The 23,062-nt window shown below is 62.7% G+C and carries 24 protein-coding genes; 11 read left to right on the top strand and 13 right to left on the bottom strand.

The annotated features are described in order from the left end of the window. Positions 1-277: 277 nt before the first annotated feature. A complete protein-coding gene (locus AMM41_RS07270; RefSeq protein WP_089955440.1) occupies positions 278-1,447 on the top strand; it encodes an MFS transporter in 1,170 nt (389 codons plus the stop codon). A gap of 8 nt (positions 1,448-1,455) precedes the next feature. Here the strand turns inward: AMM41_RS07270 and AMM41_RS07265 are convergent, their stop codons facing one another. From AMM41_RS07265 to AMM41_RS07255, 3 genes are read right to left on the bottom strand one after another with little or no spacing between them, the layout of a single operon-like run. Then, a complete protein-coding gene (locus AMM41_RS07265; RefSeq protein ID WP_146186221.1) occupies positions 1,456-2,667 on the bottom strand; it encodes a Bcr/CflA family efflux MFS transporter in 1,212 nt (403 codons plus the stop codon). 54 nt (positions 2,668-2,721) lie between these two features. Continuing rightward, positions 2,722-3,306 carry a methionine biosynthesis protein MetW gene (gene metW, locus AMM41_RS07260; RefSeq protein ID WP_089955434.1) on the bottom strand — a complete coding sequence of 195 codons (585 nt, stop codon included), beginning with the start codon at positions 3,304-3,306 and terminating at the stop codon, positions 2,722-2,724. Then, positions 3,303-4,448 (bottom strand): homoserine O-succinyltransferase MetX, encoded by a 1,146-nt coding sequence (locus tag AMM41_RS07255; RefSeq protein ID WP_089955430.1) that lies wholly within the window; start codon positions 4,446-4,448, stop codon positions 3,303-3,305. Before AMM41_RS07255 ends, metW begins: the two co-directional genes overlap by 4 nt. 190 nt (positions 4,449-4,638) lie before the next feature. On the opposite strand from AMM41_RS07255, the gene AMM41_RS07250 reads away from it, so the two are divergent. Beyond that, positions 4,639-5,454 (top strand): formate/nitrite transporter family protein, encoded by an 816-nt coding sequence (locus AMM41_RS07250; protein ID WP_089955426.1) that lies wholly within the window; start codon positions 4,639-4,641, stop codon positions 5,452-5,454. A 46-nt stretch (positions 5,455-5,500) separates the two neighbouring features. Here AMM41_RS07250 and AMM41_RS07245 read toward each other — a convergent pair whose 3' ends face one another. From AMM41_RS07245 to AMM41_RS07235, 3 genes are all read right to left on the bottom strand, one after another. Next, positions 5,501-6,259, bottom strand: a complete 759-nt coding sequence (locus AMM41_RS07245; protein ID WP_228769145.1) for a cytochrome b/b6 domain-containing protein — start codon at positions 6,257-6,259, stop codon at positions 5,501-5,503. Between the two features lie 12 nt (positions 6,260-6,271). Beyond that, positions 6,272-6,742: a diheme cytochrome c gene (locus tag AMM41_RS07240; RefSeq protein ID WP_089956283.1), complete on the bottom strand. Its 471-nt coding sequence runs from the start codon at positions 6,740-6,742 to the stop codon at positions 6,272-6,274. A 121-nt stretch (positions 6,743-6,863) separates the two neighbouring features. Continuing rightward, complete coding sequence (locus AMM41_RS07235) at positions 6,864-7,217, bottom strand: DUF1924 domain-containing protein (RefSeq protein WP_089956278.1); 354 nt, start codon at positions 7,215-7,217, stop codon at positions 6,864-6,866. 218 nt (positions 7,218-7,435) lie between these two features. Between AMM41_RS07235 and AMM41_RS07230 the strand changes: the two genes are divergently transcribed. Genes AMM41_RS07230 through AMM41_RS07220 form a run of 3 tightly spaced genes read left to right on the top strand, consistent with a single transcriptional unit; the run spans position 7,436 to position 9,894 of the window. Beyond that, positions 7,436-7,783: a PepSY domain-containing protein gene (locus tag AMM41_RS07230; RefSeq protein ID WP_228769144.1), complete on the top strand. Its 348-nt coding sequence runs from the start codon at positions 7,436-7,438 to the stop codon at positions 7,781-7,783. A gap of 9 nt (positions 7,784-7,792) precedes the next feature. Further along, complete coding sequence (locus AMM41_RS07225) at positions 7,793-8,467, top strand: response regulator transcription factor (RefSeq protein ID WP_089955418.1); 675 nt, start codon at positions 7,793-7,795, stop codon at positions 8,465-8,467. Further along, positions 8,464-9,894: a sensor histidine kinase gene (locus AMM41_RS07220; protein WP_089955415.1), complete on the top strand. Its 1,431-nt coding sequence runs from the start codon at positions 8,464-8,466 to the stop codon at positions 9,892-9,894. The genes AMM41_RS07225 and AMM41_RS07220 overlap by 4 nt, the downstream gene beginning before the upstream one ends. 127 nt (positions 9,895-10,021) lie before the next feature. On the opposite strand, the gene AMM41_RS07215 is transcribed toward AMM41_RS07220, so the two are convergent. From AMM41_RS07215 to AMM41_RS07200, 4 genes are all read right to left on the bottom strand, one after another. Further along, a complete protein-coding gene (locus tag AMM41_RS07215; protein ID WP_089955412.1) occupies positions 10,022-10,600 on the bottom strand; it encodes a YceI family protein in 579 nt (192 codons plus the stop codon). A gap of 139 nt (positions 10,601-10,739) precedes the next feature. Then, positions 10,740-11,306: a YceI family protein gene (locus AMM41_RS07210; RefSeq protein ID WP_089955409.1), complete on the bottom strand. Its 567-nt coding sequence runs from the start codon at positions 11,304-11,306 to the stop codon at positions 10,740-10,742. 38 nt (positions 11,307-11,344) lie between these two features. Continuing rightward, positions 11,345-11,878, bottom strand: a complete 534-nt coding sequence (locus AMM41_RS07205; RefSeq protein WP_089955406.1) for a cytochrome b — start codon at positions 11,876-11,878, stop codon at positions 11,345-11,347. Between the two features lie 22 nt (positions 11,879-11,900). Beyond that, positions 11,901-12,686, bottom strand: coding sequence for a DODA-type extradiol aromatic ring-opening family dioxygenase (locus AMM41_RS07200; protein ID WP_089956275.1), 786 nt, complete (start codon positions 12,684-12,686; stop codon positions 11,901-11,903). A gap of 98 nt (positions 12,687-12,784) precedes the next feature. On the opposite strand from AMM41_RS07200, the gene AMM41_RS07195 reads away from it, so the two are divergent. The 3 genes from AMM41_RS07195 (at position 12,785) to pcp (ending at position 15,903) form a co-directional block, all read left to right on the top strand. Continuing rightward, a complete protein-coding gene (locus AMM41_RS07195) occupies positions 12,785-13,672 on the top strand; it encodes a LysR family transcriptional regulator (RefSeq protein ID WP_089955402.1) in 888 nt (295 codons plus the stop codon). Between the two features lie 123 nt (positions 13,673-13,795). Then, on the top strand, positions 13,796-15,232 hold the full coding sequence (locus tag AMM41_RS07190; protein ID WP_089955398.1) for an NAD-dependent succinate-semialdehyde dehydrogenase: 1,437 nt from the start codon (positions 13,796-13,798) through the stop codon (positions 15,230-15,232). Positions 15,233-15,246: 14 nt separating this feature from the next. Continuing rightward, positions 15,247-15,903, top strand: coding sequence for a pyroglutamyl-peptidase I (gene pcp / locus AMM41_RS07185; protein WP_089955395.1), 657 nt, complete (start codon positions 15,247-15,249; stop codon positions 15,901-15,903). 230 nt (positions 15,904-16,133) lie between these two features. On the opposite strand, the gene ltrA is transcribed toward pcp, so the two are convergent. Next, entirely contained in the window at positions 16,134-17,462 is a 1,329-nt protein-coding gene (ltrA, locus tag AMM41_RS07180; RefSeq protein WP_228769143.1) for a group II intron reverse transcriptase/maturase, read from the bottom strand. Positions 17,463-18,850: 1,388 nt separating this feature from the next. Here ltrA and AMM41_RS07175 point away from each other — a divergent pair. Next, complete coding sequence (locus AMM41_RS07175) at positions 18,851-19,279, top strand: c-type cytochrome (RefSeq protein WP_089955392.1); 429 nt, start codon at positions 18,851-18,853, stop codon at positions 19,277-19,279. Positions 19,280-19,447: 168 nt separating this feature from the next. Then, complete coding sequence (locus tag AMM41_RS07170) at positions 19,448-20,068, top strand: hypothetical protein (RefSeq protein ID WP_089955390.1); 621 nt, start codon at positions 19,448-19,450, stop codon at positions 20,066-20,068. A gap of 537 nt (positions 20,069-20,605) precedes the next feature. Here the strand turns inward: AMM41_RS07170 and AMM41_RS07160 are convergent. Beyond that, positions 20,606-21,130 (bottom strand): lipocalin family protein, encoded by a 525-nt coding sequence (locus AMM41_RS07160; RefSeq protein WP_228769170.1) that lies wholly within the window; start codon positions 21,128-21,130, stop codon positions 20,606-20,608. Between the two features lie 171 nt (positions 21,131-21,301). Beyond that, positions 21,302-22,096, bottom strand: coding sequence for an SDR family oxidoreductase (locus tag AMM41_RS07155; protein ID WP_089955377.1), 795 nt, complete (start codon positions 22,094-22,096; stop codon positions 21,302-21,304). A gap of 71 nt (positions 22,097-22,167) precedes the next feature. On the opposite strand from AMM41_RS07155, the gene AMM41_RS07150 reads away from it, so the two are divergent. Further along, positions 22,168-23,040, top strand: a complete 873-nt coding sequence (locus tag AMM41_RS07150) for an isocitrate lyase/PEP mutase family protein (RefSeq protein ID WP_089955373.1) — start codon at positions 22,168-22,170, stop codon at positions 23,038-23,040. Positions 23,041-23,062 lie beyond the last annotated feature (22 nt).

Raw genomic sequence — 23,062 nt, 5'->3', positions numbered from 1 at the left:
CTCGGGGCGATTCTTGGTGGTCTGCGAGGGTTATCGCGACGGGGGCGTCGCTCCTACAGGGGGATGCCCCGCGTTTTGTAGGAGCCCCGCCCTCGGGGCGATTCTTGGGGGTCTGCGAGTGTTTTCGCGACGGGGGCGTCGATCCTACAGGGGGGTCGCTCTGCTTTTTGTGGGAATCCCGTCCTCGGGGCGATGGGGGGTGGGGCGCAAAGGTTCATCGCGGGCAGTGCGCCGAGGCGACAGGGTTTTATAAGTGGCTGGCGATACACTGCCTGTCATGAACCCCAACTTGATCCTCCTCACGCTCTGCCAGGGCCTGTTCTTCACCAACAACGTCACCTTCATCGCCATCAACGGGCTGGTGGGTTTGTCCATGGCACCGCTGGGCTGGATGGCCACTTTGCCGGTCATGGGCTATGTGGTGGGCGGTGCGCTGTCGACCGGGCTGGTGGCCAAGAGCCAGTCACGCTGGGGGCGCAAGGTGTCTTTTCAGCTGGGGCTGGTGGTGGCTTTGTTTTCGGCGCTGCTGGCCGCTTATGCTGCCTGGAGCCACAACTTCTGGCTGCTGGTGTCGGCCACGGTCATTGCGGGTTACTACAGCGCCAACGGCCAGTTGTACCGTTTTGCGGCGGCCGAATTAGCGGCAGACGGATTCAAGGAAAAAGCGGTTTCGCTGGTGCTGGCGGGTGGCTTAATCGGCGCCATCGTCGGCCCCAACCTGGCCTCGCGGACCCGCACTTTGTATGAAACGCCGTTTTTGGGCGCTTACATGGCGCTGGGCATCGTGGCGATTTTGGCCATGGTGTGCATGGCCTTCATCCGATTTCCGGCAGTGCCCGCCAAAAAGCCGGGCGACAGCGTGGGCAGGCCCCTGTCCGAGATCATGCGCCAGCCGGTGTTCATTGTGGCGGCCGCCGCTGCGGCACTCAGCTACGGCGTGATGAACTTGCTCATGGCAGCCACACCGCTGGCCATGCAGGTGTGCGGCTTCAGTTTTGACGATGCGGCACTGGTGCTGGAGTGGCATGTGATCGGCATGTTTGCGCCAGGCTTTTTCACGGGCCACTTGATCAAGAAATTCGGCACGCTGCAGATCATGGCGGTGGGCGTGGTCATCAACTTTGTGTGCATTGCAATTGCCTTGTCGGGCGTGGAGCTGCACCAGTTCCTGATCTCGCTGTTCTTACTCGGCCTGGGCTGGAACTTCCTGTTCACCGGCAGCACCACACTGGCCATGCAGGCTTGGACCCCCGCCGAAAAAGACCGGGGTCAGGCGGCCATCAACTTCTTTGTGTTCGCCACCATGGCCGTGACCTCGTTCGCCTCTGGGGCACTGGTCACCACACAGGGCTGGACTTGGCTCAACATCGGCTCGCTCTTGCCTGTGACCCTGACAGGGGCAGCCTTGATGTGGATGGTGGTGCAGCAAAAAAAGAACGCCGCCTGAAACACGGCTCAACGACGGCGCAAACCCCACTGCGCAGCCACCGCCATCGATGTGAAAGCCAACATCATCCAAGCCAGATTGACTGCGCCTTGGTGCGGCACCAGCCCGACCAAATAGCCGCCCGTGGCCCCGGTCAGTTGTTGCATCAGGCCAGCCACCGCTGCGGCTGATCCAGCCAGTGCGGGCAGCACGCCAACCGTGCCCGCCAGTGCTGGCGGGTTGATGAAGCCGTGACCGAGCCCCAGCAAAAGCAGTGGCAACGCCACGGCCAGCGGTGTTTGTACGCCCGCCAAACCCAGCGCCAGCATGATGAGCAATCCTGCGACCGTCAGGCTCTGACCCCAGGCCATGACGCGCGATTCGCCTGCACGCGCAATGAACCGGGAGGTCATGAAATTGCCCAAAATATAGGACACAGGCACGGCCATGATGAACCAACCAATGCCGTCCGGCCCGATGCCATAACCCTTGAGCACGATGGGTGCCCCGGCCAGAAAAGCGTAAAACGTGGCGGTCGTGGCGGCAAGGATGACCACATAAAGCACATAGCGGGGCTCGCGCAACAGGCGGGCATAAGCGCTGAGCATGGCCCGCAGCCAATGGCCAGCAGCTGGCGCAGCGGGGGTCACACGCGGCAAACCGAGCCACGCCGCCACCGCAAGCAACAGCGCCAGCACCGCCAACAGCACAAAGTTGGTTTGCCAGCCAAAGCGCACATGGATCTGCCCACCAATCAACGTGGCCAGTGGCGGACACATGCCCAGCGCCATGCCTATATAGGCCATGACGCGGGTGCGCTGTGGACCCGTGAACAGGTCTTGCACCATGGAGCGCCCCACCACCATGCTGGCCGCACTGCCCGCGCCTTGCAGCACCCGAGCGGCAGTGAGCATCGTGATGTCGGTGGCCAACGCGGCCATCACCGAGGCCAAGCCCGCCACCCCCAGGCCCAGCATCAACATGGGCTTGCGCCCGTGTCGGTCCGACAAGGGGCCATACACCAGCTGCAAAGCACCGTAGGCGACCACATAAGCACTGAAGGTCAGCTGCACATGGGCCTGATCGGTGGCAAAAAGGGTGCCCCATTCCTGCATGGAGGGCAGGCACAAGGTCATGGCCAGCAAGCCAAATGCGATTTGGGCCAACACATTGGCAATCAGCCACGGGGAGTGGCTGCGGGATTGGGCGGGATGATCGGTGTGAGCGGCAGAGGGAGTCATGAAAGGCCAAAAAATGGGGTGCGCATGACCCACAGGATCAGCCCGGGCAAGGGCTCAAGGACGCTGCAACTTGAACACCGCCGTGCCCGCCATGAGGTTGGGCAAAAACCGCACTTCCTGACCGTGTTGCAGGCCAAACCCATCGAGGATGCGCAAATCGTTCTTGCCGGCCAGGTCGGCAAAGTCGGCATAAGTGCCCACGCGGATGTTGGGCGTGTCGTACCACTGGTAGGGCAGGCGCTTGGTCACCGGCATGCGGCCACGCAGCACGCTCAGGCGGTTGAACCAGTGCGCAAAATTGGGGAAAGCCACGATGCCGATCTTGCCGACACGGGCGGTCTCGCGCAGCATGGTTTCGGCGTTGCGCAGGTGTTGCAGCGTGTCGATTTGCAGCACCACATCAAACGACTGGTCGGCAAAAACTTTCAGGCCCTGGTCAAGGTTGAGCTGCAACACGTTCACGCCACGCTGGGCACAGGCCAGCACATTGGCGTCGTCCAGCTCCACACCGTAGCCGGTGCAGCCGTTGTGCTTTTGCAAATAGGCGAGCAAAGCACCGTCGCCGCAGCCCAGGTCGAGCACGCGGGCGCCTTGGGGCACCAGGCGGGCGATGGCTTGCATGATCAAAGGGTCGCTCATGCGGCACCTCCCAGGCTGTTGGCGATCTGGCCGAAGTAGGCCCGCACCACGTTCATGTAGCGCTCGTCGTCGAGCAAAAAGGCGTCGTGGCCGTGCGGCGCGTCAATCTCGGCGTAGCTCACGTCACGGCGGTTGTCGATCAGGCCTTTGACGATTTCGCGGCTGCGGGCCGGCGAAAAGCGCCAGTCGGTGGTGAAGCTGATCAGCAAAAACTTGCAGATGGCACGCTCCAGTGCTTTGGACAGGTCGCCGCCAAAGGCACGGGCCGGGTCAAAGTAATCCAGCGCCCGGGTGATCAGCAAATAGGTGTTGGCGTCAAAGTACTCGCTGAACTTGTCGCCCTGGTAGCGCAGGTAGCTTTCGATCTGGAATTCGACTTCCTGCGTGGAGTATTTGTAGCCGGTGGGGCTGTTGACGGCACTGCGCAGCTCGCGGCCAAACTTTTCGTTCATCACGTCGTCGCTCAAATACGTGATGTGGCCGATCATGCGGGCGATGCGCAGGCCGCGTTTGGGCACCACGCCGTGGGCATAAAAGTGCCCATCATGAAAGTCGGGGTCGGTCACGATGGCGCGGCGGGCCACTTCGTTGAAAGCGATGTTTTCGGCGTTCAGGTTGGGGGCGCTGGCCACCACCACCGCGTGCTTCACGCGCTCGGGGTACTGCAGCGTCCAACTCAATGCCTGCATGCCGCCCAAACTGCCACCCATCACGGCGGCCAGTTGTTCAATGCCCAAAGCGTCCAGCAAGCGAGCTTGGGCGTTGACCCAGTCTTCCACCGTGATCACGGGAAAGTCCGCGCCATACACGCGCCCGGTGTCGGGGTTCACATGCATGGGGCCGGTCGAGCCAAAGCACGAGCCCAGGTTGTTCACGCCGATCACAAAAAAGCGGTCGGTGTCGAGTGACTTGCCCGGGCCGATCATGTTGTCCCACCAGCCCAGGTTTTTGGGTTGGTCGGCATACACGCCTGCCACATGGTGCGAGGCGTTGAGCGCGTGGCAGATCAGCACGGCATTGGATTGGTCGGCGTTGAGCGTGCCGTAGGTTTCGTAGCTCAGCGAATAGCCACGGAGGGACGCACCACTTTGCAAAGGCAAAGGGGCTTCAAACAGCATGCTTTGGGATTCGGCGATCAGCATCGAATGTGTTCAGGTGTGCAAAAAACAAAACCCGGCTTCGCAGTCAGCTGGGCCGGGCTTCAGTGGGTTGAAACACACGCCATTTAGCTGAATTTCGAAACCATCACGGTTTCGGCGCCCGCAATCGGGTTCAAATCGGCGCATGGGTCAAGTATATGACGAACGCCACCCGCCCTTTTCAGGAGCACGCATGTCAGATCTCTATGGCTCGGACGCCTACAGTCCCGTCGACATCGCCCGCCGCATCGAGGCCGTGGGCGAGACCAAGGCCCGCATGGCCGCGCTGCCACTGGCTTTGCTGGGCGTGTTGGCCGGGGCCTTCATTGGCTTGGGGGCCATGCTGTTTGTGCTGGTCAAGTCCGACCCGAGCCTGGGCTTTGCGGCCAGCTCGGTGCTGGGCGGCCTGGTGTTTGCCATGGGCTTGCTCATGGTCGTGGTGGCCGGGGCCGAGCTGTTCACCGGCAACAACTTGATTGTCATGGCCTGGGCCGACGGCCGGGTCAGCACGGGGCAGGTGCTGCGCAACTGGGGCATTGTGTGCCTGGCCAACTTCGTGGGGGCCGCTGGACTGGCGCTGCTGGTGTTTGCCAGCGGCCACACCAGCTTGAACGGCGGCGCCATTGGCCTCAAGGTGGTGCAGATCGCCGTGGCCAAGCAAGAGCTGCCCTTTGTCTCGGCCTTGTTGCGCGGTGTGCTGTGCAACGTGCTGGTGTGCATGGCCGTGTGGATGGCCATGGCCGGGCGAAGCGTGACCGACAAGGCCATGGCGGTGATGCTGCCGGTGATGGCCTTTGTGGCGGCTGGCTTTGAGCACAGCATCGCCAACATGTACCTGATGCCGCTGGCCATGCTGCTGCAGCACGACGGCCTGACGGGCCACCCCACCGTCACTTGGGCCGGCATGCTGGGCAATCTGCTGCCCGTGATTTTGGGCAATGTGTTGGGTGGCGCGGTGCTGGTGGCCGGGGTTTACCACGTCATTTACAAGCGTCAGCCGCTCACTTGAAAACCATCGTTTTCAGTCCCTCTTGTGGGGACCTTAGGCACCGCCATCAGGCCAAGCTCAGAAAAAACTCCCAAGCCCAATAGACCCCCACACTCAGCAACAGCCCAGCGGCCAGCCAGACGCGGTTGCTGGGCACCAGGTCCGGGCCTTTGCCTTCGATGCGGCCGGTCAGCATGGGCAGGGCCAGGTTCTTTTTGCGCCAAAAACTTTGTCCGGCCAACAAAGCCAGGTGCGCCAACACCAAAACCAAAGCGGTGTTGCCAAAAAATTCGTGCAGCGCCTCGAACACCTCGACCCCCACATCCCCGCCCCATTCGTGGAAGGTGCCGTAACCGCTCAGGGTCAAGGGCAACACGACCAGCAACAAGCTGGTCAGCGATGCGGCCATGAGCAAAATGGGGCCTTGTCGCCAGGCCACAGTTTGCCAACTGCCACCTTTGGACAACGCCGCTTTGACCGTTTGGAGCCAGGCCCAGGTACCGCTGCTTTTGCGCCACAAGGTGCTCAGCCGCGCCGGTCTGGGGCCGACCAGTCCGTACACCAGCCGAAAGGCCAGCATGCCAGCCAAGGTGTAACCCAGCACCACATGCACCAAGCGCCAGTGTTCACTGTCGGCCGTGATGTAGGCCCCACAAAAGCTCAGGGCAAACAGGGCGTGGAACATGCGCATGGGCGCATCGATGACCAAGCGGCCCGGTGCCGGGTTGCTGGGCGTTTGAGGGGGGGCTGAGGCCATGGATGGGGACGATGTGCGCACCGGAGCCGATGGCGGCGAGGCGGGAATGAGGGGCGTGGTGTGGGTCATGTGGGGCTTTCTTCAGTCGTTCCAAGCGCGGCTTTGCGAGGCGCTCAGGCCGGCCGGGCGTTTCAAGTTGTGGTCGTCGAACATGCCGCGTTCGGTGCCGGTGTGGCAGGCGGCGCAGTTGGCGGCTGACTTGACGCTGGGCAGCTGCCAGACGGCCTTGTCGATCTGGCGGTGCTTGCGCTCGAACCAGGCCGAGCGGGTCAGGCGGTCTTGCGGCGGCTCTTCGGCCACGCGCTTGTAGGTGCCCGCATGGGTTTGCAGCCATTGGCCGATCTCGGTCACGGTTTTGGCGTCCAGGGAAGCGTCGCTGCCGTAGTGTTGGTCCAGCCCTTTCATGACGCGTTGCCAGGACCGTGCGGGCAGCATGCCGGGCGGGTAGGCGGTGTGGCATGCGGCGCATTCGGCGGTGTAAGAGGGCAAAATTTTGGCGGGCATGCGCGAGCCGTCGGCGTGTGCGGCGGTCAAGCCCAAGCTGCTCAACATGACGACAGCCAAGGTGTGCAGCACCCAAGGCGGCGCGACGGGGTGAGCCCAGTGTCTGGAGGGTGTGGTTTTCAAGTGCGGGTTCATGGGTTTTGTTTCCATCATGCGAGCCGTGGGGGCTTCAGGGTTTGATGCGGGTCAGGTAAGCCAGCACATCGGCTTTTTCCTGGGCGCTGCATTCGCGGCTGAGCACGTCTTTGCAGTTGCGTTTGAACCATTTGTCGGTTTTGGCCGTGTCGGTGAAGGCTTTGGCATTGAAGGCCGGGGCCAGAGGCTCGATGCTTTTGCCGGTGCTGGCGTGCTTGCCCTGCGCTGTGGGCGGTGTGCCGTGGCATGAGGCGCAAGACCATTCGCCGCCGTGGCCTTGCTTGAAAAAGGCCTCGCCCCGCGCAGCCTGGGCCGGGGCACCCGCTTGCGCTGTCCAGTGGCTCAGCTGCTGGGCAGGGGTGGTGTCGGCGGCTTGGGCTCCGGGCATGATCAGGGTTTGGGCGGCGCACAACGCTGCCAGTGCCCACAGGCGGGTGGGGAGCCGGGACGGACGGGACGAATGAGATGAATGTTGCGATGGGCGCATGGGGGTTCTCCTTTCAGGGGTTCAATGAGCGAATGGCTGCATTGTGTGAAGCCCCACTTGAACGGCAGCTGAAGCCTTTGTTCAGAGTCTGTTCAGCTTTCGTGCGGGACAATGGCGCTGTGAAAAACACCTCCCACTGCGCCTGCTTGCCGCTTGCTTTGAGGGCCCAGGCCATCTGCGCCCTGCTGGCCGTGTCTGCGTTGGGCTGGCATGGCGGCGCAGGGGCCAGCGACAAGGGCGACCACGAACGCGCCCGGCAAGCGGTGCAGTCCGGGCAGGTCATGCCCCTGTCCAAGGTGCTTTCCAACATCGAGCGGGACCATCCCGGGCAAGTGCTTGAGGTGGAGCTGGAAAGCCGCGACCGGCAATGGCAGTACGAAATCAAATTGCTCAAGCCCGATGGCCGTTTGAGCAAGCTCAAGATCGATGCCCGCACGGGTGCCTTGCTTGAGCAAAAAACACGCTGAGACCCCCCCATGCGCATCTTGTTGGTAGAAGACGAACCCACCTTGCGTGAGCAGTTGCGCTCAGGTCTGGCCGAGGCCGGTTATGTGGTGGTGCCCGCTGACAACGGGCGAGATGCCCATTTTTTGGGCGAAACCGAAGCGTTTGACGCCGTGGTGCTGGATTTGGGCTTGCCGCTGATGGATGGCTTGACCGTGCTCAAGCGCTGGCGCGACCAAGGCCACAGCATGCCGGTGCTGATTTTGACGGCGCGTGACAACTGGCATGACAAGGTCTCGGGCATCGATGCCGGGGCCGACGATTACCTGACCAAGCCCTTTCACATGGAAGAGTTGCTGGCCCGCGTTCGCGCCTTGATCCGGCGGGCCCATGGGGTGGCCTCTGCGGTGCTGCGCCATGGCGAGGTGGCGCTGGACACCCGCAGCGGCCGCGTGACCGCCATGGGCCAGACCGTGCAATTGACCAGCCACGAATACAAAGTGCTGGACTACCTGATGCACCGCCCCGAGGCGGTGGTTTCGCGCAGCGAACTGATCGCGCACATTTACGCGCAAGACTTTGACCGCGACTCCAACACCATTGAGGTGTTTGTCGGGCGTTTGCGCAAGAAGCTGCCCACGCTGAACATCGAGACCGTGCGCGGCCTGGGTTATCGGCTGGTCCAGCTCAAGGACCTTGGACGATGACCCCCTTGGGCCTTCGGCCCCACAGCCTGCTGGGCTCTTTGCGTTTTCGCTTGCTGGCGGCCACGCTGCTGGGTTTGTCGCTGGCCCTGGTGTTGGCGGGCTTGGTGCTCAATGGCTTGTTCCATGAGCATGTGCTGCGGCAGTTTGAAAAAAGCCTGGCCCAACAGCTGACCCAAGTCACCGCCCGTCTGTCGGTCAATGCGCAGGGCCAGCCCGTGGTCGATGCGCTGGCGCTGTCCGATCCGCGCTGGCAGCGGCCCTTGTCGGGTCTGTATTGGCAGTTGGACGAGCTCACCCCCGGCCAGGTGCAGCCGGGGGTGCTGCGTTCACGTTCTTTGTGGGACACGCAATTGGTCTTGCCCCCGGATGTGTTGCGCGATGGCGAAACACATGCCCACGAATTGCCCGGTCCAGGCGACACCCGCTTGCGCGTGCTCGAGCGCACGGTGCGGCCCGATGAGCGCTTGCGTTGGCGCTTGAGTGTGGCGGGGGATTTGAAAGACACGCACGAAGCGGTGGCGGGTTTTCAGCGCGTGCTGGGTGTCTCGCTGGCGGCGCTGCTGGTGCTTTTGCTGGCGGCCGCATGGGCACAAGTGGCTTTGGGCTTGCGGCCATTGCAGGCCCTGCACCAGAGTTTGCAAAGCGTTCGGGCCGGTCGTTCGCCCCGTCTGCAAGGCGATTTTCCCAGCGAAGTGCAGCCCTTGGTGAGTGATTTCAACAGCGTGCTGGACCGCAACGACGAGGTGGTGAGCCGCGCCCGCACACAGGCGGGCAATCTGGCGCACGCCCTGAAAACGCCCTTGACGGTGCTGGCGCAGGCTGCGCATGCGAGCGAGGACTCGGGTTTGGCGCTGCTGGTCAAGGAGCAGGTGCAAGCGGCCCGGCGGCACATCGACTGGCACCTGGCCCGCTCGCGCATGGCCGCCACCGTGGGCTTGCCCGGTCAGCGCGTGCCCGTGGTGTCCACCTTGCAAGGCTTGGTCCGAGTGATGCAGCGCGTGCATGCCGATCGTGGCCTGAGCATCAGCTGGGATGACGCCGACGCCCAAGTGCAATTTGCCGGTGAAGCGCAAGACCTGCAAGAGATGCTGGGCAATGTGCTGGACAACGCCTGCCAATGGGCGCACAGCGCGGTGCGCATCCGGGTGATGCCCTGGGCCGATGGCGTGCCGACCGGCACAAGGGATGAGGGCCCAAGGCGCTGCCGCATCGACATCGAAGACGATGGGCCGGGCATGTCACCGGCGCAAATGCCGCAGGTCTTGCAGCGCGGCGTGCGCCTCGACGAGTCGGTGCCCGGCAGCGGCTTGGGCCTGGCCATCGTCAGGGACTTGGTGGATGTGTATGGTGGTGAACTTTCACTGCAAACCCCCAGTTCGGGCGCGGGTCTGCAAGTCACCTTGGTGCTGCCTGCCGCGATGCCATGACCGGTCGGCGAGGCCATCGCGACGAGGGCGTCGCTCCTACAGGGGGGTCCATCGCGACGAGGGCGTCGCTCCTACAGGGGGGGGCGTTCGCAGGGTATCACCTGCTCAACGCCCGCCACTCAAGGGATCAAGGGGCCACAGCTTCAATGGCGATGTCGATGCGCACCTCGTCACCCACGTAAGGTGCGTATTTGCCGGCATTGAACTCGGTGCGCTTGACGGTGGTGAAAGCGTTGGCGCCCAGAGCGGGTTTTTTCATCATGGGATGGGGCATGGCCTGAAAGCTGGTGACCGTCAAGGTCACGGGCTTGGTCACGCCTTTGATGGTCAGCTCGCCTTCGATGGTTTTGGGCTTGTCGCCTTCAAACACCACCTTGGTCGACTTGAACGTGGCGGTGGGGAACTTGGCGGTATCCAGGAAGTCTTCGCCCTGGATGTGGCCGTTGAAGAGCGCCGAGCCGGTGTTCACCGATTTCATGTCGATCACGATGTCCACCGAGCCGGTCTTGGCGTCGGCGTCAAACACCACTTTGCCGGTGGTGTTGCTGAAGCTGCTCAGCTGCGTGGACAGGCCAAAGTGCGAATACGAAAAACGAGGGAAGGTGTGCGAGCCGTCCACGTTGTAGGTCACGGGCGCGGCCAGGGCCGAGCCTGCGGCCACCGATGCGAAGGCCAAAGCGGCGGCGATTTTTTTGAACGATGTCATGAGAAAGCTCCTGTTGAAAAAAGAAATTTGCGGTTGAAAAAAAGGGATCTTGTGCTTGTCGGCAAGTGTTGGACTGCTGGGCGGCGCGTGCCGCGCCGATCGCCCACAGGGTGGGCTCCTACCGGGGGGCATCGCTGGTTTATTTGCCCAAGGTGGTGGCGATGGAAAAGTTGACCTGGATGTCGTTGGCCACCACATCGAATTTGGCCCACATGCCTTCACCGATGCTGTAGTCGGCGCGTTTGAGGGTGAAACCGCCCGTCAGCAGGCCGTCCTTGCCTTGTGCGGTGTGTTTCATGGGAAATTTCACCTCACGCGCCAGGCCCTTGATGCTCAGCGTGCCCTGCACTTCGTACTGGTTGAGCGCGGTGGGTTTGATCTGTTTGGCCACAAACTGGGCTTTGGGGAAAGCCGCCGCGTTGAACCACGATTTGGTCACCACTTCGTCATCGGCCTCGCTCGATCCCGCATCCACGCTGGCCAGATCGACTTCAAAGCTGACCTTGGCTTGTTCTGCTTTGGCGGGGTCAAAGTTCACCTGGGCGGCAAATTTCTTGAAACGGCCGTCCATGGCCACGCCCATTTGTTTGTAGCTGAAGGTGACGCTGCTTTTGGCTGGCACGATGGCGGTGTATGGCGCGGCCTGAGTTTGCATGGCCAGGGCGAGCACCGCCAGGGGGAAGGTATTTTTCAAAGCGGTTTTCATGGGGGGTCTCAAATCACGGGGTCAAATCAAGGGGTCATTCAACGGGCAGGCAACATGCGGCGCAGCGTGTCGTCTTTGTGAAAAAAGTGGTGGAAAAACGCGGCTGCGGCATGGCCTGAAATCAGCACCAGCAAGCCGATGTTCAAGGCCTCATGCAACTCGGCCAGGCTTTTGCCCAGTGCCTTGTCTTTGCCAATCAGGTCGGGAATCGGCAGCACGCCAAACCAGACGGTGGGCACGCCTTTGGCCGAACTCATGAGCCAGCCGCTCAATGGGATGGCGATCATCAGCACATACAGCACAAAGTGGCCCGCATGGGCCGCCCACTGCATGTGACGCGGCATGCTGTCCGGCAGAGCCGGTGGACGGTGCGTGAGGCGCCACAGCAGGCGCAGCCAAACCAGCAAAAACACGCTCACACCCGCCCATTTGTGCCACGAGTAGTACTGCAGTTTTTGAGGCGACAGCGGCAGGTCGCTCATGTAAAAGCCCAGTGCCAGCAGGCCCAAAATCATCAGGGCCATGAGCCAGTGCAGGCTCTTGGCGGTGCGCGTGTAGTGCGGCGCGTGCATGGTGTGTGCTCCTTGAGGGGGTTCAGTGAAATGTGTAGCCGTCCATGGCGATCACATGGTCACTGATACCCCGGAAAAACGCCTCTGGCTGTGCGTCAACACCCGCAGCACCCAGTGCAGTGAACAAGGGCAACAGGTGCTCGTCGCTCGGGTGGGCGCGTTGGCCCGAGGTTTGCTGTCGGTAGGCCAGCAGGCCAGTCACATCCCGCTGGACCATGTGGGTGTGGATCCAGTCGGCAAAGGCCTGCACATAAGCGGGTGTGGCACCGCCTTGTGACCGCAACACCATCAGGTCGCGCAGGTTGTGGGTGATGTTGCCCGAGGCCATGACCAGAATGTTTTGCGCAGCCAGAGAGGCCAGGGCCTGACCCACGCGATAAGCGTGTTCAGGACCCAGATGGCTTTGCACCGACAGCGGCACCACCGGCACGTCGGCGTCGGGGAACATCTGGCGCAGCGGAATCCAGGCCCCATGGTCCAGGCCGCGTTGGGCGTCTTGTGCCACGGGCAAACCGGCCTGTTGCAAAGCTTTGACGACCTGAGCGGCGACTTCGGGGCAGCCCGTGGCGGGGTATTGCATCTCGTACAAGCGCGGGTCAAAGCCGCCAAAGTCGTGAATGGTTTCGGGCCGGGTGGCAAAGCCCACAGTAGGCACCGCCGTGTCCCAGTGCGGGCTGACCACCACGATGGCGCGGGGTGTGCCCAGTTGGGTCGCGACGTGGCTCATGGCCGCGCCCGCTGCACCGGGCTGCAAGGCAAACATGGGTGAGCCATGGGGAACAAACAGAACGGGACGTGGGGCAGACATGGTGGTGTGGCTTGTGTGGTGTTGCATTGGACTTTAGACGGCTCAGTCGATTTGAAAAAGTAGCGAATTTTCAAATCTTTGTTGCACAATCAGCAACAATGGACAAACTCGATGCAATGCAAACCTTTGTGCGGGTGGCCGAAGCGGGCAGCTTCACCGCCGTGGCCGACCAACTGCAGGTGGCCCGCTCGGTGGTCACGCGCCAAATCGCGGCACTTGAAAAGCGCCTGCGCGTCAAACTCATCACGCGCAGCACCCGCAGCCTGACCCTCACGCCTGCAGGGGCGGCCTACCTCGAAAAATGCCGCGTGATCCTGAACATGGTGGACGCCGCCGAAGCCAGCCTGGACGAAGAAAAAGCCGTGCCACGCGGGCGCATCCGCCTGGGCTTGCCGCTGAGCTTTGGCCTGCAGCGGCTCATGCCCGCCTTGCTGGAGTTCGCCAAAGCGCAGCCGCACATCGAGCTGCTGATGGACTTTTCGGACCAAAGGGCCAACCTGATCGAAGAGGGCATCGACCTGTCGATCCGCATCACCGCCGACCTGCAGCCCGGCGACATTGTGCGCAGCCTGGGGCATTGCCGATTGCTCACCTTGGTGTCACCCGCTTACCTGTCCGAACACGGCACACCGCGCCACCCCGATGAGTTGCGTCACCACGAATGCTTGGTCTATTCCATCACCGCCAAAGGCGCAAGCTGGCCGTATCGGGTTCAAGGCCAGCCGCAGTTGTTTGCGGTGCGCGGCCGCATCCAGGCCAACAATGGCCTGGCTTTGGTGCAGGCGGCGGCGCAGGGCATGGGCATCACCTTGCAACCCGACTTCATCGCCGAGCCGTTCTTGCAAAGCGGCGAAGTGGTCGAGATCTTGCAAGACTTCGAAGCGCCGCCCTTGGGCATTTACGCCGTCTTGCCCAGCAACCGCTACATCCCGCACCGGGTGAATGTGCTGATTGAACACCTCTCGGCTTGTCTGGCGGGACCTTGATGGGCCTGCCCGCTGTCACGGTGTTGACGGCAGCCCTCGGGTTTCAAGCCACAATCAGCCCATTGTTTTTACGCCTCCTTTTCTCTCCATATTGAACGCCTGTTTTTTTGACTGGACCCCGCCATGACCTACCCCAACACCCAACTCTTCATCAACGGCCAGTGGTGCGATGCCGAAGGCGGCCGCACCCTGGCCGTGTTCAACCCCGCCACCGGCACCGAAATCGGCCGCCTGGCGCATGCGGGCATCCCCGACCTGGAGCGTGCCGCGCAAGCGGCGCAAAAGGGCTTTGAGTTGTGGCGCGATGTGCCGGCCAACGAGCGCAGCGCCATCCTGCGCAAGGCCGCCGCCCTGATGCGTGAACGTGCCCCCCAAATTGCCGAGCTGCTCACCCAAGAGCAAGGCAAGCCCTTGGCCGAAGCCAAGGTCGAGGCCATGTCGGCCGCCGACATCATCGAGTGGTTTGCAGAAGAAGGCCGCCGCGTGTATGGCCGCATCGTGCCACCGCGCAACATCCACGTGCAGCAGCAAGTGCTCAAGCAGCCTGTGGGGCCTGTGGCCGCCTTCACGCCCTGGAACTTCCCCATCAACCAGGCCGTGCGCAAAATGTCCGCCGCCTTGGCCACCGGCTGCTCCATCATCGTCAAAGCACCCGAAGAAACGCCTGCCGCGCCCGCCGAGTTGATCCGCGCCTTTCACGACGCTGGCGTGCCCGCTGGCGTGATTGGTTTGGTCTATGGCACACCCGCCGAGATCTCGAACTACCTGATCGCGCACCCGCTGATCCGCAAGATCACCTTCACCGGCTCCACACCTGTGGGCAAGCAACTGGCCGCCTTGGCCGGCCAGCACATGAAACGCGTGACCATGGAGCTGGGCGGCCACGCCCCGGTCATCCTGGCCGAAGACGCCGACATTGGCTTGGCGCTGAAGACCGCCGGTGCGGCCAAGTTCCGCAACGCGGGCCAGGTCTGCATCTCGCCCACCCGCTTTTTGGTGCACCACAGCATTGCCGACGCCTTTGCCGAACAATTTGCCGCACAAGCACAGGCCCTGAAAGTGGGCGATGGCCTGGCCGCAGGCACACAAATGGGGCCACTGGCCAACGATCGCCGCTTGGCCGCCATGCAGTCCATCGTGCAAGACGCCCGCGCCAAGGGTGCCAAGGTGCTCACAGGTGGTGAGCGCATTGGCACCCAAGGCAACTTCTTTGCGCCCACAGTGCTCTCGCATGTGCCGCTGGACGCCGATGTGGTGGTCAACGAGCCCTTTGGCCCGATCGCCGCGATCCGCAGCTTCGAGAAGATCGAAGACGCGATTGCCGAAGCCAACCGCCTGCCCTTTGGCCTGGCCGGTTATGCCTTCACCAACTCCATGAAAACCATGCACCAGCTCAGCCAGCGTCTGGACGTGGGCATGCTGTGGGTCAACCAGCCTGCCGCGCCTTGGCCTGAGCTGCCTTTTGGCGGTGTCAAGGATTCGGGTTACGGCTCCGAAGGCGGCCCTGAGGCGCTGGAGGCTTACCTGAACAGCAAGACGGTGTCGATCTTCAACGCCTGAAGGGCCTGACCGTGATGCACATCCTGGTCACCGGCTTTGAGCCCTTTGGCGGGCAAAGCCTCAACCCGTCGTGGGAGGTGGCGCGTGCCTTGCACGGTTTGCAACTGCAAGGCGCTCAAGTCACGGCGGTGCAGTTGCCTTGTGTGTTTGCCAAGGCCCTGCCCGCTTTGCAGCAAGCCTTGGCTCACCTCAGCCCTGACATCGTGCTGTCCCTGGGCCAGGCCGAGGGGCGTTGTGATTTCTCGGTTGAGCGTGTGGCCATCAACGTGCAAGACGCCCGCATCCCCGACAACGCGGGGGCGCAGCCCATCGATGTGCCGGTGATCGCGGGGGGACCTGCGGCCTACTTCAGCACCTTGCCCATCAAGTCTTTGGTGGCGGGCTTGAAGGCCGCGGGTTTTCCAGCCTCGGTGTCGCAAACGGCGGGCACCTTTGTCTGCAACCAGGTGTTTTATGCCCTGCAGCACACGCTGGCGGGGCTGGGCGTGCACAGCGGCTTCATGCACCTGCCGCTGCTGCCCGAGCAAGCCGCGCAGTGGAAAGGCCCCACCCTGCCCAGCTGGCCGGCCAGCTTGCAAATCGCCGGCGTGACGCAGGCCCTGACTTTGCTCCTGGCGCAGCGCCAGCAAGGCCTGGCCGATGCGGCCATCAGTGGCGGCACCTTGAACTGAAGCACCCCGGTTTGGCCAAGGGGGGTGGGTTCCCACACAATGCAGGGCCCCCCGTAGGCGCGACGTCCCCGTCGCGATCAAGCCTCGCAGGCCACCAACAATCGCCCCGGGGGCGGGGCTCCTACAAAACGCAGGGCCCCCCCGATAGGGGTAGGAAAGGCCAAGGCCTCCCCTCCCTCCGAACCGTGCGTGCAGTTTTCCCGCACACGGCTCTCCAGTCAGTGGTTTCCTCATCGGGATTGGCTCGCTTGCATTCGGGCCTGCGTCATGGTGAACAGCCCCAACTGCGCGAAGTACTCGTTTGGCCAGCGTTTGTGATCAACTTGGCTCCTCCCCATCCCCGGGCTCTTTTGCTGCTTGCGCAGCATCGCCCTCAACCTCCTGCGGATGAATCCGTCTATGCTGGGGAATGTGCTTTTATAGGCGTGCTTGAAGTAGCCAAACCATCCCTTGAGCATGGGGCCAAGCTCTTGTATGACAACGCGCAGACTCTCGCCTCTCGTGCGCTTGGTCTTTTCTCGCACCTTGTCCTTCAGCCCCTTTAGGCTCTTGTCCCGCACCCAGCGCCTGCCCGCCTCAAATCGGTAGCCCAGGAACTCAAAGCCCTGTCCCCTTTGCGTGCAGTCCCCCACATGGGTCTTGTCCGGGTGCAAGCTCAGCCCGTTTTGCGCCACCCACTGCCTGACCTGCTCCAGTGCCTCTTGCGCTTGTGACGCCGTCTCGCACAGGATCACGAAGTCGTCCGCGTAGCGCACCATTCGGTAGCCCTGCGCCTTCATCTTCACATCCAGTGGATGCAGGTAAACATTGGCCAGCAACGGACTGATGACCGCCCCTTGCGGGGTGCCCGCCGTCGGCGTCCATCTGCGCATCTCTTGCACGATGTCTTGCTGTAACCAGCTCTTGAGCAAGGCCAGCAGCCTTCCATCGCTGATGTGCGCTGCGATCCTGTCCATCAAGCCCTCGTGCGGGATGCTGTCGAAGTACCACCGCAAGTCAGCATCCACCACATGGGTGTAGCCTTCCTTCAAAAGTGCATCGACTTGCCGCAGCGCGTCTTTGCAGCCCCTGCCGGGTCGAAACCCGTAGCTCGTGTCCTCAAACTCTTGCTCAAAGATCGGCTCTATCACCCGCTTGACCGCCGTCTGCACGATCCTGTCCTTGACCGTCGGGATGCCCAGAGGCCGCGTTTTACCGCCCGCTTTGGGTATCTCTACCCGCCGCACCGCCTGGGGCCTGTACTCTCCTTGCTCCAGTTGCCTGGACAACTCGCTCAGGTACTGCGCTTCATGCGCCGCAAATACTTCTATGCTTTGCCAGTCTATCCCCGCTGACCCTTTGTTCCCTTGGACTTGTTGCCAAGCCGCTTGCAAGGTGCTCAGCCGGTAAACCTTGTCGATCAAACTGAACCACTTGTTTCCTTTGACGCCGTTGCCCAGCGCCGCCAACATACGATCCGTCCAGACTTCACGGTCCACCCACGCCCATTGGGCAGGGTCTGACTCGGCTTGTTTAGCCACAAGGGGCACTGCCGCCGTTTCGCTTTCGCTCTCGTTCATTTCTGTCCTTTTCGTATCCACTTTCCTGCCACCCTTGGCTCGTGCGGCTTTCCTATTCCGCATTTCTCAGGCTGCCGTCTGCTCGGTTTAGGCTCAAGGGGCGCACCCCGGTCATTTCAAACTCTCGTTTGCACACACCGTTTCCAGTGCGGTTTGGCCCTGTCTGCTCTGGCAGCCCATCGCTACTACGATGGCTCTGACTGCTGCAGCCCGTCACCTCGGGCCACAGCTCTCCCCGCTTATCTCACGCACACTTCCTGACGTTGCGCCTCCAACCACATGGGTGGCCCGCATGTCGTTTTATCCACCAAAACAACGCATGCGATGTGTTTCAGGCTTCGCCTTCTCCTAGCCAGCTCGCCGCCACACCCTGCCGAATCGAGTTCGCTTTACTGCGCACCGCCAGTTCGCCTCCGGTTGCTCCCCACCCCGCCTCGCAGCGGCGCAGTTACCTTCGACTACGGGGCCTTGGCTTACCCCGACACGGACTCTCACCGTGCTGTGTACGCGCCTTCACGGGCGCACTAGGAGCGACGCCCTCGTCGCGATCAAGCCTCGCAGACCACCAACAATCGCCCCGGGGGCGGGGCTCCTACAAAATGCAGGCCCCCCGTAGGAGCGACGCCCCCGTCGCGATCAAGCCTCGCAGACCACCAACAATCGCCCCGAGGGCGGGGCTCCTACAAAACGCAGGGCACCCCCCCCGTAGGAGCGACGCCCTCGTCGCGATCAAGCCTCGCAGACCACCAAGAATCGCCCCGAGGGCGGGGCTCCCACACAATGCAGGGCCCCCCCGTAGGAGCGACGCCCTCGTCGCGATCAAGCCTCGCAGACCACCAACAATCGCCCCGGGGGCGGGGCACCCACAAAACGCAGGGCCCCCCCGTAGGCACGACGCCCTCGTCGCGATCAAGCCTCGCAGACCACCAACAATCGCCCCGGCGGCGGGGCACCCACAAAATGCAGGGCACCCCCCCGTAGGAGCGACGCCCTCGTCGCGATCAAGCCTCGCAGACCACCAACAATCGCCCCGAGGGCGGGGCTCCTACAAAACGCAGGGCACCCCCCCGTAGGAGCGACGCCCTCGTCGCGATCAAGCCTCGCAGACCACCAACAATCGCCCCGAGGGCGGGGCTCCTACAAAACGCAGGGCACTCCCGTAGGAGCGACGCCCCCGTCGCGATCAAGCCTCGCAGACCACCCACCATCGCCCCGAGGGCGGGGCTCCTACAAAGGCAAAAAACCGTCACTGCGAGAACGCCGCCTGTTCGCCCGACTGCATGACCTGTCCATGGGCGTTCTATCCCACCGTTTTGGCATGCCAGCGCACAGACGGCGGCGGGTATTTTCACGATCATGGGGCTCATACCAAAACGTCAGGAGCCCACTTGAACAAACAAAGCATTTGCCGTTGCGTCGTTGCCAGCTTGCTCAGCATCACCGCCGCCTCGTGGGCACAGACTTCAGTGGGCTTGGGCCGCGCCGATTACAAGGACAACTGCGCCAGCTGCCACGGCGCGTCGGGCAAGGGTGATGGCCCCATGCATTCATTTTTGCTCAAGCCACCTTCCGATCTCACACGCATTGCGCAGCGCCATGGCGGCCAGTTTCCGCAGGAGCTGATGTGGGAGGTGATCGATGGCCGCTGGTCGGGCGACGGTGGCCCGCACGGCTCGCGCGAGATGCCGGTGTGGGGCCAAGAGTTCAAGGCCCGGGCCATGACCGAACCCGGCGACTCACCCCGCACCGCCGAGTGGTCAGCACGCCAACGCATCGCGTCTTTGCTCAAGTACCTCGAGACGATCCAGCAGCCGTGAACCTTGGGGCCATGCACGATCAAGGGCAATGGCCAGGGCCAAGAACTGGGTTGCAGCGCGGCTTGTCGACCCAATAACCCGGCACAAAACAAGTCCATTGCACAAGCAAGGGGGCTGTACCCCGAGACCATGGCCGAACATGCAGGGCTCAATTTTGGAGATACCCGTATGGCTTGGTTGGACTTTTTGAAAAACGGCAACGAACTGAGTGAACTGTTGATCGAGGGGAACAACCCCTACAGCGCCCAGCTGCTCAAGCAAGCCGATGTGGACCAGATGCGCAACCACATCCAGCCCGACGAGCGGGTGTTGGGCTATGTGCTGGGCCGCGTGGTGCTGTCTGGCCGTGGCCTGTGGCTGCTGACCGACCGCCAACTGCTGGTGTCAGAAAACGACACGGGCACCTTGGTGCACCACTTGGCCTTGAAAGACATCACCCAGGCCGAGTGCGTCAAAGGCAAATACGGCTACACCCTGCGTGTGACCGCTGCTGGCCAGCAGCGCAGTGTGTACGGTGCGTCGGCCCATCTGGCGGCGGTGTTTTACCGCGCCTTAGGCCAAAAAGTCTCTTGCAGCCCGGTCTTTAAACCCACCGCCCTGGACGCCGACGACGTGGCCGAGGTGGTGCACCACTTTTCAGACGCCGCCCTGCGCCTGCAACCCGTGGCCCTGGTCAACGCCGATGCCCGCGCCCTGATCGCCCAACTGGCCCAAGACGCGGCGGGCCAAGGCTGGCTGCAAGCCAGTGAAGCGCGTCAAGTGCACGAGACTGAAGTGGTCTCTTCGTAGGTCGGCGGCTTCAGCCCCGACATGACTGGACGCGCCGAAGCCTGCATCAGTCGGAGCTGAAGCTCCGACCTACAAAATACCTCTGCCCCGAAGAAGCAACGGCTTCGCAGGTCGGCGGCTTCAGCCCCGACATGAGGCCTTGGCTCAGCACCGATGGTCAGCGCCATTGAAACCACTGTCGGAGCTGAAGCTCCGACCTACCAAATACCTCTGCCCCGAAGAAGCACCGGCTTCGCAGGTCGGCGGCTTCAGCCCCGACATGAGGCCTTGGCTCAGCACCGATGGCCAGCGCCATTGAAACCACTGTCGGAGCTGAAGCTCCGACCTACCAAATACCTCTGCCCCGAAGAAGCACCGGCTTTGTAGGTCGGCGGCTTCAGCCCCGACATGAGGCCTTGGCTCAGCCCCGATGGCCAGCGCCATTGAAACCACTGTCGGAGCTCAAGCTCCGGGCTACAAAAGATCGACACTGGGTAAAAACTTCACCGAAGGGCGGGCCTTTGTGGGGCGACCGCCTTTAACTCTGGCGTCGACAAATCAAGGTTTACTGGGTTCGATCCGTTTCAGGTCGAAGCCCCGGTCGTGCAGCTTGCCCAGCAATTCCTGGTAGGTGGCCGCAGGCATTTGGGGCGTGCGTGACAAGATCCACAAATAGTCCCGATCAGGCTCGCTCACCACCACCCACTGGTAGTCCGGGTCCAGATCGATGATCCAGTAGTCGCCCCAGACCATGGGAATGAAGGACAGCCACTCGGGGGCAAAGCGCACCTTGAGCCGGGGAGAGTTCGGTCCGCCGATTTGGCGTGCTGCGCCCAGCGCCTCGCTCCATTCGCCCTTGTCGGTTTTGCAGCGGTTGAGCACCTGCACCCGGCCGTCGGCTTGCAGGGTGTAGGTGGCCTGCGTACTGCTGACGCATTTTTTCTGAAACCAGTTCGGGTATTTGGCAATCTCGTGCCAAGTGCCCATGTAGCGCGGCACATCGACCGAGGGCACGGTTTGCAAGGGCGCGGGGTTGGCCTGCGCCGGGCCGATGGCCACCCCAACAGTCAAGGCCAAAGTCATCAGAGCTGCCGCCATTCGATGCGTGGCGGCTTGACCGGCCCCTCGTTTAGGCGCATTCATCGCGTGGGTTGTGGGGCTCATGGGCTTGTCCTTTGGGAGGTGTCTGGGCAGTCGCAGGAAGGCGGTGTCGCTGCAGCAAGCTTGCCACAGCGATCACACAGCGTCTGTCCGTTACACCACGATCGGGTTCAGTGCGCCGTCCATGCTCATGCAAATGCCGGTGACGTAGCTGGCTTTGGACGAGGCCAAAAAAAGCACGGCGTTGGCGATTTCTTCGGGCTCGGCCATGCGGCCCAGCGGAATTTTGGCGACCGACTGGGCCATGACCTCGTCGGGGCTGATGCCTTTGAGTCGGGCTTCAGCGGCCAAGCCTTCGTTGAGGCGGTCGGTCAGGGTGAGGCCGGGGTTGACGGCATTCACGCGGACGCCCTGCGCCCCATAAGCAGCGGCCAAGCCCGCGCTCACCAGCATCAGCGCCGCGTTGGCCGCGCCACCGGGCAGGTGGATGGGGCTGGCCACTTTGCCGCCGTTGCCCACCACGTTCACCACCGCGCCTTGCCCGCGTGCGGCCATGCGCTGGATGCAGGGCGTGACCATGTGGATGGTGGTGAAGTACTTGGCCTGCATGGCGTCGGCAAAGGCCTCGGGTGTGAGCTCGGGGGCGGGTGTGCGCTTGGCCGCACCCGCCGAGTTGACCAACACGTCGACGGGGCCGAACGCGGCTTCGGCCGCGTTCAGGGCCACCAAGGCGGCCGAGGCGTCGCGCAAATTGGCGGCCACGGTGTGGATGCGCTCGGCGGGAAATGTGGCCTGCAGCTGGGCGCGTGCGGCCTCGAGGTTGGCGCTGTCACGCGAGACCAGGCTCACGCGGGCGCCTTCGGCCAAAAAGCCCCGCGCACAGGCCAGGCCAATGCCTTTGCTGCCGCCGGTGATGAGGATGTGTTTGTCGCTTAGGTGCAGGTCCATGGTGTTGTTATCTGATGAAATCAAAAATTCTGACCATGTCACTTTAATCACTCTTGCACAAGTCCTGTTCCATGAATTCCAAAACCTCTGCGCTGCGTGCGCGATTGAACCAAGCTGGCCTGGTGGTCGCCCCCGGTGTGTTTGACATGGTCTCGCTGCGCCTGGCCGACAGCTTTGGCTTTGATGCGCTGTACATGACCGGCTATGGCACCGTGGCCTCGCACATGGGCCTGCCCGACGCGGGCCTTGCCACCTACAGCGACATGGTCGGCCGCGTCACCGCCATGGCGGGCATGGCCCGCACGCCACTCATTGCCGATGCCGACACTGGCTACGGCGGCCTGCTCAACATGCGCCACACCATCCGGGGCTACGAGGCGGCAGGCGCTTGCGCCATCCAGCTCGAAGACCAGGAGTTCCCCAAAAAATGCGGCCACACGCCGGGCCGCCGCGTGATCCCCATGGCCGACATGGTGCGCAAGATCCAGGTGGCGGTGGACTCGCGCGAGTCCAAAGACTTTTTGATCATCGCCCGCACCGACGCCCGCACCACGCTGGGCCTGGACGAGGCGCTGCGCCGGGCCGAGGCTTACGCCAAAGCCGGTGCCGACATCTTGTTTGTCGAGTCGCCCGAGTCCGAAGAAGAAATGCGCCGCATCGGCCAAAGCTTTGATGTGCCGCTGGTGGCCAACATGGTCGAAAAAGGCCGCACCCCGGTGCTGACGAAGCCCGAGCTGGAAGCGCTGGGCTACAAGATCGCCATCTTCCCCGTCACGGCCTTGCTGGCGGGTGTGCAGGCCATGACGCAGGTGTACCAGCAGTTCAAAGACACCGGCTCGTCGGCCCAAGGCAGCACGCCTTTGTACGACTTTGCCGACCTGACGAAGCTCATGGGTTTTGAAGACGTGTGGGCTTTTGAAAAGCGCTACGCTGAAACCAATTGATTCACCTACAAACCCATTGGAG

It is taken from the genome of Limnohabitans sp. 2KL-3, from assembly GCF_001269405.1.
Classification (GTDB): Bacteria; Pseudomonadota; Gammaproteobacteria; order Burkholderiales; family Burkholderiaceae_C; genus Limnohabitans_A.
The sequence above is the reverse complement of the archived record's forward strand: the minus strand, read 5'-3'. Positions and strand labels throughout refer to the sequence as shown.